14 protein-coding genes are annotated in these 13,529 nt (G+C 64.6%); 6 read left to right on the top strand and 8 right to left on the bottom strand.

The genetic code is table 11. The features are described from left to right. Nucleotides 1–53 precede the first annotated feature (53 nt). The gene (locus NMD1_RS02310; protein ID WP_125953450.1) at nucleotides 54–854 is read right to left on the bottom strand and encodes an amidohydrolase; all 801 of its coding nucleotides are present in this window, start codon (nucleotides 852–854) and stop codon (nucleotides 54–56) included. 179 nt (nucleotides 855–1,033) lie between these two features. Here NMD1_RS02310 and NMD1_RS02305 point away from each other — a divergent pair, with 179 nt between their 5' ends. The 3 genes from NMD1_RS02305 (at nucleotide 1,034) to NMD1_RS02295 (ending at nucleotide 3,594) form a co-directional block, all read left to right on the top strand. Then, the gene (locus NMD1_RS02305) at nucleotides 1,034–1,780 is read left to right on the top strand and encodes a TetR/AcrR family transcriptional regulator (protein WP_125953449.1); all 747 of its coding nucleotides are present in this window, start codon (nucleotides 1,034–1,036) and stop codon (nucleotides 1,778–1,780) included. Between the two features lie 85 nt (nucleotides 1,781–1,865). After that, on the top strand, nucleotides 1,866–2,870 hold the full coding sequence (locus tag NMD1_RS02300; RefSeq protein WP_125953448.1) for a Rieske 2Fe-2S domain-containing protein: 1,005 nt from the start codon (nucleotides 1,866–1,868) through the stop codon (nucleotides 2,868–2,870). After that, nucleotides 2,863–3,594, top strand: coding sequence for an SDR family oxidoreductase (locus NMD1_RS02295; protein WP_233497302.1), 732 nt, complete (start codon nucleotides 2,863–2,865; stop codon nucleotides 3,592–3,594). The genes NMD1_RS02300 and NMD1_RS02295 overlap by 8 nt, the downstream gene beginning before the upstream one ends. Before the next feature lie 2 nt (nucleotides 3,595–3,596). On the opposite strand, the gene NMD1_RS02290 is transcribed toward NMD1_RS02295, so the two are convergent. After that, nucleotides 3,597–4,544, bottom strand: coding sequence for an amidohydrolase (locus NMD1_RS02290; protein WP_233497301.1), 948 nt, complete (start codon nucleotides 4,542–4,544; stop codon nucleotides 3,597–3,599). Between the two features lie 41 nt (nucleotides 4,545–4,585). Then, nucleotides 4,586–5,926 (bottom strand): MFS transporter, encoded by a 1,341-nt coding sequence (locus NMD1_RS02285; protein WP_158453861.1) that lies wholly within the window; start codon nucleotides 5,924–5,926, stop codon nucleotides 4,586–4,588. Nucleotides 5,927–6,236: 310 nt separating this feature from the next. Here NMD1_RS02285 and NMD1_RS02280 point away from each other — a divergent pair, with 310 nt between their 5' ends. Together NMD1_RS02280 and NMD1_RS02275 are read left to right on the top strand one after the other, a co-directional pair. After that, a complete protein-coding gene (locus NMD1_RS02280) occupies nucleotides 6,237–6,689 on the top strand; it encodes a MarR family winged helix-turn-helix transcriptional regulator (protein ID WP_125953445.1) in 453 nt (150 codons plus the stop codon). Between the two features lie 34 nt (nucleotides 6,690–6,723). Beyond that, a complete protein-coding gene (locus tag NMD1_RS02275) occupies nucleotides 6,724–7,125 on the top strand; it encodes a DUF1398 domain-containing protein (protein ID WP_125953444.1) in 402 nt (133 codons plus the stop codon). Between the two features lie 99 nt (nucleotides 7,126–7,224). Here the strand turns inward: NMD1_RS02275 and NMD1_RS02270 are convergent, their stop codons facing one another. From NMD1_RS02270 to NMD1_RS02255, 4 genes are read right to left on the bottom strand one after another with little or no spacing between them, the layout of a single operon-like run. Next, entirely contained in the window at nucleotides 7,225–8,496 is a 1,272-nt protein-coding gene (locus NMD1_RS02270) for an MFS transporter (RefSeq protein WP_125953443.1), read from the bottom strand. After that, nucleotides 8,493–9,539, bottom strand: coding sequence for an amidohydrolase family protein (locus NMD1_RS02265; protein WP_125953442.1), 1,047 nt, complete (start codon nucleotides 9,537–9,539; stop codon nucleotides 8,493–8,495). Before NMD1_RS02265 ends, NMD1_RS02270 begins: the two co-directional genes overlap by 4 nt. Further along, nucleotides 9,536–10,837, bottom strand: a complete 1,302-nt coding sequence (locus NMD1_RS02260) for a fumarylacetoacetate hydrolase family protein (RefSeq protein WP_125953441.1) — start codon at nucleotides 10,835–10,837, stop codon at nucleotides 9,536–9,538. Before NMD1_RS02260 ends, NMD1_RS02265 begins: the two co-directional genes overlap by 4 nt. After that, the gene (locus NMD1_RS02255) at nucleotides 10,827–11,810 is read right to left on the bottom strand and encodes an MBL fold metallo-hydrolase (protein WP_125953440.1); all 984 of its coding nucleotides are present in this window, start codon (nucleotides 11,808–11,810) and stop codon (nucleotides 10,827–10,829) included. Before NMD1_RS02255 ends, NMD1_RS02260 begins: the two co-directional genes overlap by 11 nt. Nucleotides 11,811–11,889: 79 nt before the next feature. On the opposite strand from NMD1_RS02255, the gene NMD1_RS02250 reads away from it, so the two are divergent. After that, complete coding sequence (locus NMD1_RS02250; RefSeq protein ID WP_125953439.1) at nucleotides 11,890–12,531, top strand: TetR/AcrR family transcriptional regulator; 642 nt, start codon at nucleotides 11,890–11,892, stop codon at nucleotides 12,529–12,531. Here NMD1_RS02250 and NMD1_RS02245 read toward each other — a convergent pair. Further along, nucleotides 12,528–13,508: a fumarylacetoacetate hydrolase family protein gene (locus tag NMD1_RS02245; protein ID WP_233497341.1), complete on the bottom strand. Its 981-nt coding sequence runs from the start codon at nucleotides 13,506–13,508 to the stop codon at nucleotides 12,528–12,530. The two genes, NMD1_RS02250 and NMD1_RS02245, sit on opposite strands and share 4 nt — an antisense overlap. Between the last annotated feature and the right edge of the window lie 21 nt (nucleotides 13,509–13,529).

Here is a 13,529-nt window from a genome sequence, read left to right as displayed (position 1 = left end):
CCGCCGCACGCATGACTTATCCGACAGTGATTTTTATTTCAAACCAATTATAATTATTGATCTCCGAAATAGAAACGTCCGGCCGTGCGATGGATCGCATCACGCACGGCTGGATTGGGCACCAGCGTTTCGAAGCGAGAGATCGCCCGGCCATAGGTCATGCCTGCCTCGAACGCCACGAAGGGCCAGTCGCTTCCCCAGAACAGCCGGTCGGTGCCGGCGTGGCGAAGCAGGGCATCGGTCAGTTGTCGGACAAGCGCGTCGGAGCCGATACGGAAATCGGCGGAGAGCTTGACCCAGCAGCGCCCGCGCTCGACCGCGCCCAACACGGCCTGGAAGCCGGTGCAATTCACGCCCAGCGCCACGTCGGGGCGGCCGAAGTGATCGATTACCAGTGGCACGCCGCTCCGTTCGATCGCGGCGATGGCGGCGGGCAGGCGATCCCCCCGGTCGTGCAATTGCACATGCCAGCCCCCGTTTGCCAGGCGGCGCAGAAAGCGCTGCCACACCGGATCGGCAAGGTCGGGCGGCGACGGCGTGCTACGCCATTGAAGGCGTACACCAACCGCCCCGGCCGACGCCATCTCGCGCAGCGCATAATCGTCCGTCGCAGGATCCACGATGACCGTGGTGCGCAGATTCGGATGCGTCGCCGTGGCCGTCAGCGCATAGTCGTTGTTGTCTTCGAACAGGCTGGCCGCCGCCAACACCGCACGGTCGATGCCGGCTGCGCGCAGGTTGTCGAGATAAAGCTCGATCGGAGCTTCCCCCGCGGGCCGATGCCAGGCGTCCGGGGAGAGTGGCATCCCGGCGTGAAAGATATGCGCGTGGGTATCTACGCCGGCCACACTCATAAAGGCTTTTCTCCATCAAATTATATGCACCGATAATTGTTGTTCAGGAATCCGCAAGATGTTGTCGCTGGCGACACCGCGCGGTAGTGCTTGCGATCGGTCCGGCATCGCGACACCGCGCGGCAGGGCCGTCATGCGGCGTATCGGCCCCGGCGTTTTGGCGATCGAGGATTTGGCGAGTGGACAAGCAAGACGTACCAACGCGGGGGAAAAAGAAGGCCGGAGCCCCGCGCAAGAAGGCCGAGCGGACCGCCGGGAAAGTGACCCGGGCGATCGGGCGCCCCACCGGCAAGCGACGGATCGGCAAGGAACTGCTGATTGAACAGACCGCCGAGCTATTGCGGACCCTGCCGCCGGAAAAGCTTTCGCTTTCGGTCGCCGCGCGCCACGCCCGCGTTCACCTTACGCTGTTCAAATACTATTTCCAGGACCGCACGCGCTTGCTGGTCGACGTGGCCCGAATGCTGTCGAAGGAGTTTGGCGACAGCGTGGCCGCGGTGGAAAGCGATGCCACGTCCGCGCCGGACCGTCTGGCCATCCGCATCGATGCGATGGTCGATTTCCTGATGGCCAACCCCTTCTACCATCGGCTGATGGTGGAAATCATCGGCGATGAAACCGATCCCCTGGCGGCCGAGCTCATCAATGTCTGGATGTCGAAAACGCTGGAAATCTATCGCTCGATCATCGCCGCCGGCGTGGCGGAAGGAACGCTGCGGCCGGTCGATCCCTATTTCACCTTCCTCGCCATCATGGGGCTTTGCGAAAAATACCTGCAGGCATCCAAGCTTTTTGACCGCGATGGAGTGGAGTGGGACGAGAGTTCCGCCGATACCGCCGCGCGCTACAAGGGCTTCGTGCGAAGCCTGATCCTGGAAGGCCTTGGCGCCGTGCCAGCGGCCGCACCGCCGAACAGGAAGCAATGATCAGGGAATAAATTATAGCTGACTATAAAATATATTCCAGAGCACGGACCGATCTGCTACTTCCCCGCCATCAAGGGAGAAACAGATGTCCGATTCTACGACCCAGCAAGCCGCCCCCGTCCTGCCGCCCCCGCCCTTCGCGGGGCAGGAATACGGCAAGGAGCCAGATGGCACCTATCTGAAGAACTGGAACCCGCTGATGCTGGCGGAAGAACTGCCTGCCGGCAAAATCGTCGGGCGCGATTTCCTCGGCACGCGGGTCATCGTCTATCGCGATGCCGAGGGGCGGCCGGTGGTGCAAAGCGCCTACTGCCCGCACGTGGGCGCGGATCTTGCGCAAGGCTGCCTCGTCGATGGTGCGGTGCGCTGCGCCTACCACCACTGGAAGTTCGGACCCAACGGCGATTGCGTGGACATTCCGGGCGAAACCCACATCCCGCGCGCCGTGCGCATCTTTTCCTATCCGGCCGCCGAACGCTGGGGGATGATCTGGGCCTTCAACGGTGAAACGCCACTGTTCGACCTGCCGGAATTGCCCAACGTCTCGGAAGACGAGGTCGTTTTCCGCGCGTTCCATCGCGGCCTGCGACCGATCGAGGGCTGGATCGGATCGTCCAACCTCGTCGATTTCCAGCACCTTCAGACCGTCCACGGCATCAACAACCCCAATCCCACCAAGGTGGATTTCGGGGACTACGTGATCGTCGTGCGGCAGGAATCCGAAGCGCGCATCGCCGATACGCAGCTTTTCGGCGGCACTTGGCTTACTGCCCACATGCAGCTTTCCGACGGCACTGAACGGTTCTTCATGGCTGGCAGTTCCCAGGTCGCCCCGGGCTGGTCCGACGCCTATTTCCTCGTGGCCATGCGCAAGTCGCAGGCGGATGAACTGGGGCCGGAAGCCGCAGCCGCGGAATTGCAGAACCGGATTGACTACATGCACAAGCTTTATGCCGAGGACGAGCCGATCCTGTTCGCGCTGCGCTTCCGGGGGTACGGCAAGAGCACGCTGATCCGCAGCGACAAATATTTCGGCAAGTTCCTGCAATACATCGGCCGCTATCCCCGCTCGGCACCGTTCGATGTCTGACACCGGCAGCAAGATCGCGCTGGTCACCGGGGGCAACAAGGGCATCGGGTTCGAGATCGCCCGAGGGCTTGCACGGCACGGGGTGATTGTAGTGCTGGGCGCGCGCAATCCTGTGGCGGGCGAAGCCGCCGCCGCCGCGCTGCGGGACGAAGGGCTGGAAGTTCACTTCCAGCCCTTGGAGGTTACCGATGCCGGCAGCATCGCCGCCGCGGCGGAGCGTCTCTCCAGCGAATGGGGCCGGCTTGATGTCCTGGTGAACAACGCCGCCGTCTCGCTGGAAAAGGGGGTTCCGCCCAGCCTGTCGGATCTGGGCCTGATGCGCCAGACCTATGAAACCAACGTGTTCGGCGTCGTGGCGGTGACGCAGGCGATGCTTCCCCTGCTGCGCGCCAGCAAGGCGGGCCGCATCGTCAACATGTCGACGGGCCTTGCCTCGCTTTCGTTGTCCAGCGGCCGCGAAGCGCCGTTCTCGTTCAGCCGGTTATTGGCCTACAACACGTCGAAGACCGCCGTGAATGCGGTTACCGTGCAGTTCGCGAACGAGTTGCTCGATACGCCCATCAAGGTGAACGCGGCCAACCCCGGCCTGTGCGCGACCGATCTTTCCAACAGCAACGGCCGTCCGCCCACCGAGGGCGCGGCGGTAGCGATCGGGCTGGCGCTTCTGGATGAAGACGGCCCGACCGGCGGTCTCTATGGCGATAGCGGTAAGGTTCCCTGGTAGAATCAGGCGCGCCGCCGGAAGGTGGCGCGCCCCGTATCGTGCAGTACCCCCCGGCGATCCGCCGCCGATAGCAGCGCGCAGGAATCGCGCGCATCCTTGGCGATCCCGCCATAAGGCCGCGTGGTGTTGCCGAAGTCCGATCCCCACATGATGCGCGAGGCGCCGTAAAGGCGAACCGCGTCGCGCAGGCAATGCGCGGGGTCGATCCCCGCGGCAGTCAGCGCGTCTATATCCAGCGTGGTCCACTTGAAGCGGACGTTGCGGCGTGCCGCGAGCGTCGCGTGCTCGGCCAGGAGACCGGCGGAATTGGGGCCGCCCGTCCATCCCAGATGTTCGAACAGGATCGTGCAGCCCGGATAGCGGTCCGCCAGGCCCGCGATCGCCGCGAAGGCGTTGCCGGTGACCTTGGGCGGCAGATACGTCACCCCCACGGGCAGCCCCAGACGTTCCGCCAGCGCCCATATTGCCCGGGTCGGTTCGGAATCGAGCCAGGGGTAGTGGCCGCTGGCGTCGGCCAACCCCGTGACACGCAGCGCATCGACGTGATGGTCGCGCACTTTGGCTTCGATATCGGCGGCGCTGGCGGGATTGCGCGCATCGACGATGATCTCCGTCGCGATCCGGTCGCGGTGGGCGTCCGCCACATCCAGGACGTACCTGTTATCGGTCTTGTAGGCCCCGCTGTATTGCACGCCCACGCCGCCCACGACGCCCGCCGCTTGCCATAGCGGAAACACCGTTTCCGGGGTGGCCGGTGCGTGCATGATCCGGGCGCGCAGCACCTCCTCCGGCTCGCGCGCGAAACGCGGATCGATCGGATAGGCGGCGATATCGCTTGAAAAGAAATGGATGTGCGCGTCGAACAGCGGGTCCGTTGCCGACGCCCGTGGCTCGGCGCGGGCCGATAGCCGCGTCGCGCCCGCCAGCACCAATCCTCCCGCACCGGCCAACAACGATCTTCTTTGCATGTTTGTCACCAGTCCACTGTCCATCAATCGCGCGCGTCAGGAATCCCATCCGACCGCAGAGTGTGAAAAACCATCATGGCGATAGCCGCCAGCAGCAGTGGCGATGCCACCGCGGGATAGATGCGCCACGAGCCCCAGCCTGCCGCCAGCATCGCGCCGCCCAGCCCCGGTCCTATCATCGATGTCACGCGCCCGATGCCACCAGCCCAGCCGATAGCCGTGGAGCGGATCGAACTGGGATAGCTTGACGCCACGAGCGAGTTCAGACCGGCCTGCGCACTGATCACCAGCAAACCGAACGCCCCCCCGAACACCCAGCCAAGCTGGGGTCTTTCCCGCACAATGCCGGTCAGGCTCATCACGATGAAGGCGATGAACAGCGTCAGCATCAGCGACCTTGCCATCCCCATGCGCTTCATCATCGCGGTCAGCAGCACCGGCCCGGCGATCGCGCCGAACGCGGACATGGCTGACATCCGTGTGGCCGTGCTGGTGTCCAACCCGCCAAGCACATGAAGATAGCTGGGCAGCCATGCCGACAGCGTTGCCGTCACGCACAGCGCAGCCCCCATCGCCAGCCACAGCATCAGTGTCATCAACGCGCGGCCTTCGCGGAACAGCCCGGCCAGCGGGATGCCGGTCGTGCTGGCCTCCGCTGTAACGAAGCGGGCGCCGGGCGCGTATTCGAACGTGTTGTCGATCCGCCGCAAGATGCGACCGATACGCGGATCGCAGGGATCGCGCACGATCAGGAAACGGCAGGATTCGGGCAGGTAGAGGTAGAGGAAGGGAACGAACGCCAGCAGCAGCCCACCGCCGGCCCAGAACGCCGCTTGCCAGGAATGATAGGCCACCAGCGTCGGGCCTATCAGCCCGGCGATGGATGCGCCAAGCCCATGCGCGATGAACAGCCAGGTCAACAGGCGCCCGCGCCTTACCGTAGGCATGAATTCGGCAACAAGCGCCACGATGTTGGGCATCGTTCCGCCTAGCGACGCGAACGCCAGAAAGCGCACGATGGCGAATTGCTGCAAATCGACCGCCACCGTCGATGCCAGCGTCAACACGCCGAACAGCGCCGAACCGGCGATAATCAAGCCGCGGCGGCCTATCCGGTCGGCCAGCATGGGGATGGTGTAGAACCCAAGCGCCATACCGGCAGCTTGCGCGGTGAATACAAAGGCCATCGCCGGAATCGGAATGGCCAGCCCTTTGGCAATGACCGCGGCCAGATTGGCGACCACGTAGGCATCGTAGCCTTCCAACGCCATCAGCACGCCGCAGGCGATATAAAGCATCCAGCGATAGGCACCCATCCTCGGACGTTCGAGAACCGGATCGATCGATCGTTGCGCTGCGTCCAAACCGCCTCTCCCGCTGGCGACCGGCTTTCTTGCGGATCTGCCGACGGGACGCCTAGCATGCGCCCCCAAGGGCATCAATAATATTCTACTCATATTTAATTAATGGATGAACGCCGCGATCGGGCACCGCGGATAATGGCGTTGTGGGCGACAGGCCAACGCTGCCCGATGCTTTGCTGGAATGGGGCTTTCCTGCGCGCCAGCCGCATCACTCCGCTCCCGCGGACGAGACCAGTTCTCGCCATTCGAATCCGTATGTTGACTAGGAAACATTTTCCTGTAGTTTCCTAGTCAACAAATTGGACCGACCATGGCTGCTGTTTCCGACCTTACCGCCCATACGGGCTATCTTTTGCGCATGGTGTCGAACGCGGTGTCGCAGGAGTTCGCGCGCAAGGTGGCGGGCGAAGGCGTGACGGTGGCCGAATGGGTGATGCTGCGCTCCCTCTATGGCGGCCAAGCTGTCGCGCCGTCGGCCCTGGCCGGCAGGATGGGTATGACCAGGGGGGCCATAAGCAAGCTCGCAGACCGGTTAGTGGCGAAAGGACTGATCGAACGCGCCGGCAACCCGGATGATAAGCGCGCGCAACGCCTTTCACTGTCTACCGTCGGGGCGGAGAAGGTGCCGGCGCTTGCTCACCTTGCCGATGAGAACGACGCCGTCTTTCTCGCTGCCCTGACCGGTAAAGAGCAGGAAAGGCTGCGCGCACTGCTGCAAACACTCATCGACAAGCACAAGCTGTCAGCCATGCCCGTCGACTGACCGCCTTCCATATCATCGAAGAAAGGAACTGCGCATGGACGCGGAACGGATTGCTGTGGCCAAAGCCTGCCTCGATGCGGCCTGTGATGGCAGCCTGAGCTTCCCGGAAATCATCCACAGGCTGATCGATGCCGGGTTCGAAGGCTATACGGTCGACTATCGTCGCAACAGCCAGACCTGCTATCTGCCCGATGGCGATTGCATCGAACTCGATTTGCTGCATTCGGCGGGCGCCATCGCTGCCACATTCGACAACGCGGGCGTCGAAGCGCTAGTGCGCTGGGCTCAGGCCGGCGATCCCGACTATAGCTATGCTGCCTTCAGCGAAAAGGCGAAAGACAAAGGCTGCGCCGGCTATATCGTTTCGTTCCTGGGGCGCCGCGTCGTCTACTACGGTCGCACCGCTGAAACCCATGTCGAGATGTTCCCGCAATGAACCTCACGGTTTCATAAACAGCGGAATCGTACGCAGGAGGCGATGACGGGAAGGCCAGCTTCCGCCTTGCCCCAGGCAGGCCGGTATTCGGACTGTCGCTCAGATCCTGACGTCGCCCGTTCTCAGCACGGACGCGATGATCCACCCGGCGATGATCGGGGAAACCAGCATCGCGGCCAGTCCGTAGCGGAGCGCCTGCGCGCCGTGTTCGGCCTGCCACCCATCGCTGATCGCGCCGACAACAGCCGGACCGAGTGCTCCCCCGACGAGGCCCATCAGGATGATCACGACGGTCGCGGTGATCCCGCGCTCGCGCGGTCCGACCAGCCCGATCGCGTAGTTCATGATCGGCGGAATGGCCGCGCTGAGCAGCAGGTTCATGACGCCGGCGCACACCAGGGCAAGCTGGATTTCCCGCACGAAGACGAAGCCCGCCATGAACGGCAGGGAGAGCAGGACCGCCACCAACGAAACCCGCAGCATGGCATTGCGCCGCCCGGTGCGGCGTACCACGCCGTCGGCGAGAAAACCTGACGCGACGGTCCCGACAATGCCGCCAAGCCCGACCGGCGGACCGATCAAAATCCCCACCTGCCCCAGTTCGATCCCGTGCAGCCGGATCAGGAACGCCGGCCCCCATGCTCCCAGCACCGACCCCATCATGGCGGTGAAGCCAAGGCCCACCGACAGGTACAATACCTCCCTTATGCGCAGCACCGCGCGAAAGCCGGTCACGAGATCGGTCCAGTAGGCCACGGGGGACTCGTCGTCGGCGCGAGCGCGGGCGGGTTCCCGCACGGTGAGGGCCAGAAGCGCGGCCACCGCCAGGCCAGCTCCGCCGCACACGATGAACATGCTGCGCCACCCCATCAAGGCGGCAAGAACCCCGGCCAGTATCGTACCTCCGACGATTCCGACGAAATTGCTCGACTGGTAGATCGATACGGCTCGGCCGCGCGTTTCGGTCCGGAAAAGATCGGGTATCATCGACATGGCCACGGGAAAAGCCGTGGCCTCGCCAATGCCGACGAGAATCCGGGCCAGCGACAGGGAGAGGTAGCTGTGGGCAAGTCCGGTCCAGGCTGTCGCCAACGACCACAGCGCGATGCCCGCCGCCAATATCCTGACGCGGTTGCCCCGGTCCACGTGCCTGGCGATGAACACGCCCCCGAGCAGGCTGAACAGCACGAAGAACAGACCGCTGGCCAGCGCCAGCTGCGTATCGCTCAACCGCAGGTCCGTGCGGATCGGTTCGGCCACCACGCCGAACAGCATCCTGTCGCCCTGGTTGAGAACGTTCGTCAGGAAAAGGACGGCGAGCGCCCAGTACGACGACAAGGCCTGCCGCGGCGCCCCCTCGGTCGGCGTCATGCCGGCGCCAGGCCCAGCAGACCGGCGGCGTTGAGGCCAAGGATGCGCGCCTTGTCCTCCTCCGCCAATCGCGCGTGGAAACCGACGGGATCGGGCTCCGCCATGTCGAAGGGATAATCGGTACCCAGGCACAGCCGATCCGCGCCATGCGTGCGGACCAGGCTGTCGAGCTGGTCCTGATCGAACACCAGCGTATCGAGCCATAACTTGCGCAGATAGCTTGAGGGCGCGTGCTGGCAGTGCTCGCTGCAATCCCCCCTCGCCCGCCAGCCATGGTCCATGCGGCCCCAATAGCCCGGCAGATAGCCGCCGCCGTGCGCCACGCAGATTTTCAGCCCCGGGTGCCGGTCCAGCGTGCCGCTGAAGATCAGGTGCCCGATCGCCAAGGTGGACTCCAGCGGATTGCCGATCAGATTGTTGAAGTAATATTCGCTCATCCGCTGCCCCTGCGTGAAACCCAGGGGATGCAGGAAGATCAGCACGCCAAGCTCCTCGGCCGCCGCCCAGAACGGGCGCAGCCGTTCGGCGTGAAGGTCTTCGCCGTTGACGTTCGAACTGATCTCGATGCCGCGCAGATCAAGCTCGGCCACGCAGCGGCGCATTTCCGCGATGGCCAGTTCCGCGTTCTGCAGCGGAACCGTGCCCATGCCCACGAACCGGTCGGGCTGGCTGGCGACCGCCGCAGCCATCCCGTCGTTCACCGCCCGCGCGGCATCCCGGCCGGTCTCGGCGTCAGCGTAGTAAAAATACTGCCCTGGGCTGGGCGACAGCGCCTGCACATCGATGCCCAGCCGGTCCATGTCGGCAAGGCGCGTATCGAGCGTGTTGAGCGTGCGGCCCATCGCGCCGAACATCGCGCGGTTGACCTCGCTGGTCTTGGCGCTGGTGAAATCGTTGATGCCCGGCGGCGGCCCCGGATAGCGCGCCTGCACGATGGCATCAGCCGCCGGAATGCCGAGGTGGCAATGGATGTCGACAACCAGATGCTGGCCGCGTGCGCGGACCGGGATCGGCGCACGATCGCCGCAGGTGAACAGGCTCATGCAAGGCTCCGCGCAGGTTGGATGGCCCCGGCGCATTCGCCGAAGCCGATCGGAACGAAGCCATCGCGCGTGGCACGGCCGCGTATGGTCAGGATGTCGCCGTCTTCCAGCATCGTGCGCGTGCTGCCATCGGAGAGCGTGATCGGCACGCCGCTGCCCAGCGTGATCTCGGCAAGGCAGGCCCGGCTTTCGTCCTCGGGCCCGGAAACGGTCCCGGTGGCGATAAGATCGCCGGTATCGATCGGCGTGCCGTTGGAGGTCTGGTGGGCAACCATCTGCGCCAGCGTCCAGTACAGGTCGCGCGTGTTGGTGCGCACGATCCGCTGGGGGGAAAGGCCGGGCGCGGCAAGATCGGCCGTCAGCTCGATCGCCAGCCCTCCCCCGGCAATGTCGGCGGGATCGCGAAGATGCCGGGCAAGCGCGGGCTCGCCTTCGCCACGGCCCCGCGCCGCAACGCGGAACGGCGCCAGCGCTTCCATCGTGACGATCCACGGGCTGACCGTGGTCAGGAACGACTTGCCCAGATAGGGTCCGAGAATGGATTCGAAGAACTGGATGGCCCGCGCCGACCAGTCGTTGACAAGGCAGCATCCGAACAGGGCCTGCCCGGCTTCCGCCATGGTCAGCGGCTGGCCCGGAGGGTTTCCGCCCCGCAGCCAGGCGCCGAACTCCAGTTCGAAATCGAGCATCGGTTCGGCGCCAAAGCGCACTTCGCCGCTGCCGGGCGCGGTTTCGAACTGGCCCAGCGGCCGCTGCACCGGCGTTCCGCTCACCGCCACCGAGCTCGCCCGGCCATTGTAGGCGACGGGCAGCGACAGTGCGGCAAGTCCGGGCGTCTTCCGCCCCATCCGCGCGATGTGATCGTAAGACGTGCAGAAGTCGGTGAACGCCGGCGGACGGACCGGCAGGCGCAGCGTCACGTCCGACAACGGCACGAGCATTGGCTCCAGCACCGATCGGTCGGCTCCGCCACCGTCGCGGAACAGCTGCGAAAGCTCCGCGCGCAAGGCGCTTACGTCGGCCGGCGCACAGGCCAGCAACGGCGCCAGCGTTTCCCCGCTGGCCGCTTTCGCAGCCGCGAGCGCCCCATCGCGACGGAGCAATCCGCTGTCAGCCAGCGCCGCCAGATCGATCACGCAATCGCCAAGCGCCACCCCACCCCGCACCCGGCCGCCGTGTTCGAACAGCCCGAACGGCAGGTTCTGGATGGGGAAATCCGTTTCAGGCAGGTTGGCCGAAGCGAGCCACGAACGCGCGGCGGGATCGTGCGTGGCGTTGAACGGCGCATCAATGGTCATGGCCACACCCTTCGTGCCCAGCCAGTTCGCGGGCATAGCGGCCCATTTCCCCGAACAGGTCGGCCCCGTCCTCCGGCGCGAGCGGCGCCCCCCACTGCCGGTACAGCGCGAAAACGTTGGCCACGATGCGCTCCGGATCGGTCCAGCCGCGATACTCGGCCATGTTGATGTCGCGCCCGGCCTCCTTCCAGCCCATCCCGGCTTCGAACCGCCGGCGCGCCTCGTCCCGGACATAGCGGAAGTAGTCCCGCAGGTTGGCGACCGCCACGGTATCCGTGATCGGGCCGTGGCCGGGCACAACCACTTCGGGATCGAGCGCGATGATGTGTTCGCAGGCGGCGATCCAGTTTTCGATCGGGCCGTCCCACATGATCGGGTGCCCTTCGTTGAACAGCAGATCCCCGGTGAAGACCACGCGCTGCTGCGGCAGCCAGGCAATCGTGTCGGAGGCGGTATGCGCCGGGCCAAGGTCGATCAGCTCGACCGCGGTATCGCCGACGCTCAGCTGCAGCGACTTTTCGAAGGTACGGTTGGGCATGGCGACGGAATCAAGGTCGCTCCAGTCGAACTTGCGGCCCATGGTTTCGTAAAGAAAGGCCCCGGCATCGCCCATCGCCCGCCAGTTATCGGCCAGGCTGGCGAATCGGACCGGATCGAACCCACCCATCTCGCGCGCGGTTTCGACCGTCGCGATGATCTCGGCCCCTTCGACAAGTCCGTTGCCCACGAAATGATCGGGGTTCGCGTGCGTGTTCACCAGACGATCGATATGATCGCCACCGTCGACGCGCGCAAAGTCCGCCAGCATCGTCCTGGTCAGGCTCCGGCTCATCAGCGTATCGACCAGCAGGGTTTCTCCCCGCGATACGATCAGCCCGGCGTTCGACCATCCCCATGTACCGTCGGGCTGGACATAGCCGTAAACGCCGTTGCCGATATCATGGACGCCCTGCGTGAAGGCCCAATTCGCCATTCCCGTCTCCTTCTCCCGCCTCAACCCTAACGCTTTTATTCCTGTTCTCAAGAATTAAGTCGCGCGCTAAGGGTGAAAAATGAGCAGCAGCAAACAGCCGCGCAGGGGCAAGGGACGACCGGTCGGTTCGGGGGATGGCGTTGGCAAGGAAACGCTGATTGCCGCGGCGAAGAAGCTGCTTCAGGAATTGACGCCGGCGCAAGTGACGATCGCCGCCATCGCGCGCGAGGCCGGGGCGGACCCTGCCCTTGTCCGCTACTATTTCGGATCGCGCGAGGCCTTGCTGCTGGAGGTCACGCAACAGATCGCGCTTCAGGCCGAGGTCGAAACCCGTTCGGAAGACCTTACGCCCGAGGCGGGGCTGGAAGACCTGATCCACCGCACGTTCCGCTTCACCCGATCGGCTCGATACATGCAGCGGCTGATGGCCGAGGAATTGAGCAGCGTCCGCTCGCCCGAAGTGCGCGAGAAGCTGCGCAAATGGCAGAGCATGCCGGTCGAGGCCTACCAGGCCTTGCTCGATGCCGACCAGGACAAGCAACTGACCGATTTCTCTCCCCTGTTTGTCCATCTGGCCGTGATCGGGATCAGCGATTTCTTCCACTCCGGCGAAGAGGTGGTGAAGATGCTCGTGCCGGAAGGAACCGATCTTGCCGCGCTGGAGCAGGAATACGAGGCGTTCGTGCCGAAACTCCTGCTCGACGGGCTCCGCCGGCGTTAACCGGCGGCGCCTTCCTTCACGCAAGGATTGCGCTGCTGCCCCAGGCCCGTGATTTCTCCCTCCATCACATCGCCATCCTGCAGGTAAACTCCGAAGGCCGATCCGTTGCCGTAGGGCGAACCGGTGCAGATCAGGTCGCCGGGCTGCAGTTCCACGATGCTCGACAGGAACGCGATCTGCCGTTCGATGCCGATCATCATGTCGGACGTGGATTCGTTTTGATAAACCTTGCCATTCACCGAAAGCCGGATGTTCAGCGCATAGGGATCGGCCACGTTCTGGCGCGGCACCAGCAAGGGGCCGAACGGCAGGAACGTGGGAAAGCTCTTGCCCGCCAACCAGTCCGGCCCGACGGCCGAGCCGTCCTTGCGGAAGATCAGTTCGCGCGCGGTCACGTCGTTCACCACGGCATAGGCGGCGACGTGGTCCATGGCCTGTTCGGGCGACACATGGCGGCAGCGCTTGCCGATCACGACGCCCAGTTCCAGTTCCCAATCGGGCTTTTCGACCTGCCGCGGCAGGACCACCGTATCATTCGGCCCGATCACGGCGGACGGCAGCTTGATGAAGCAGAAGGGGGTCGATGTCTTCGCCTTCTCGTCCATCACGCGTTCGGCGTGGGCGCGCAGTTCCTCGGGCGACTTGCCCTCCATGTCGGCGGTGCGCATCGACGGATCGCCCATCATCAGGCCGATCACGTGCTTGCGATAGTTCGCCCCCGTGCAGAACACCTGCCGGGGCACGTAAGGAACCAGCGCGTCCGCCATGTCGAACGGCACAGCCTGCGCCCAGGCGTCCTCGCCGAGCTCGGCAACAACCGCGCACGTCTCTTCCCACGTCTCCAGCAGCCGCAGGGCATCATTCGGCAGGCCAACCCGCGCGAGTGGCAAGGCCTTGCCCGCGCGCACGGCCACCGCCGCAGGCGCGCCATCGATCTCGATCGTTGCGATACCGGTAAAGTCCACGTTCGGTTGCACCTTCTTCAATGGGGTTTCTGG

The organism is Novosphingobium sp. MD-1 (assembly GCF_001014975.1).
In the GTDB taxonomy this organism is placed as follows: domain Bacteria; phylum Pseudomonadota; class Alphaproteobacteria; order Sphingomonadales; family Sphingomonadaceae; genus Novosphingobium.
The sequence above is the reverse complement of the archived record's forward strand: the minus strand, read 5'-3'. Positions and strand labels throughout refer to the sequence as shown.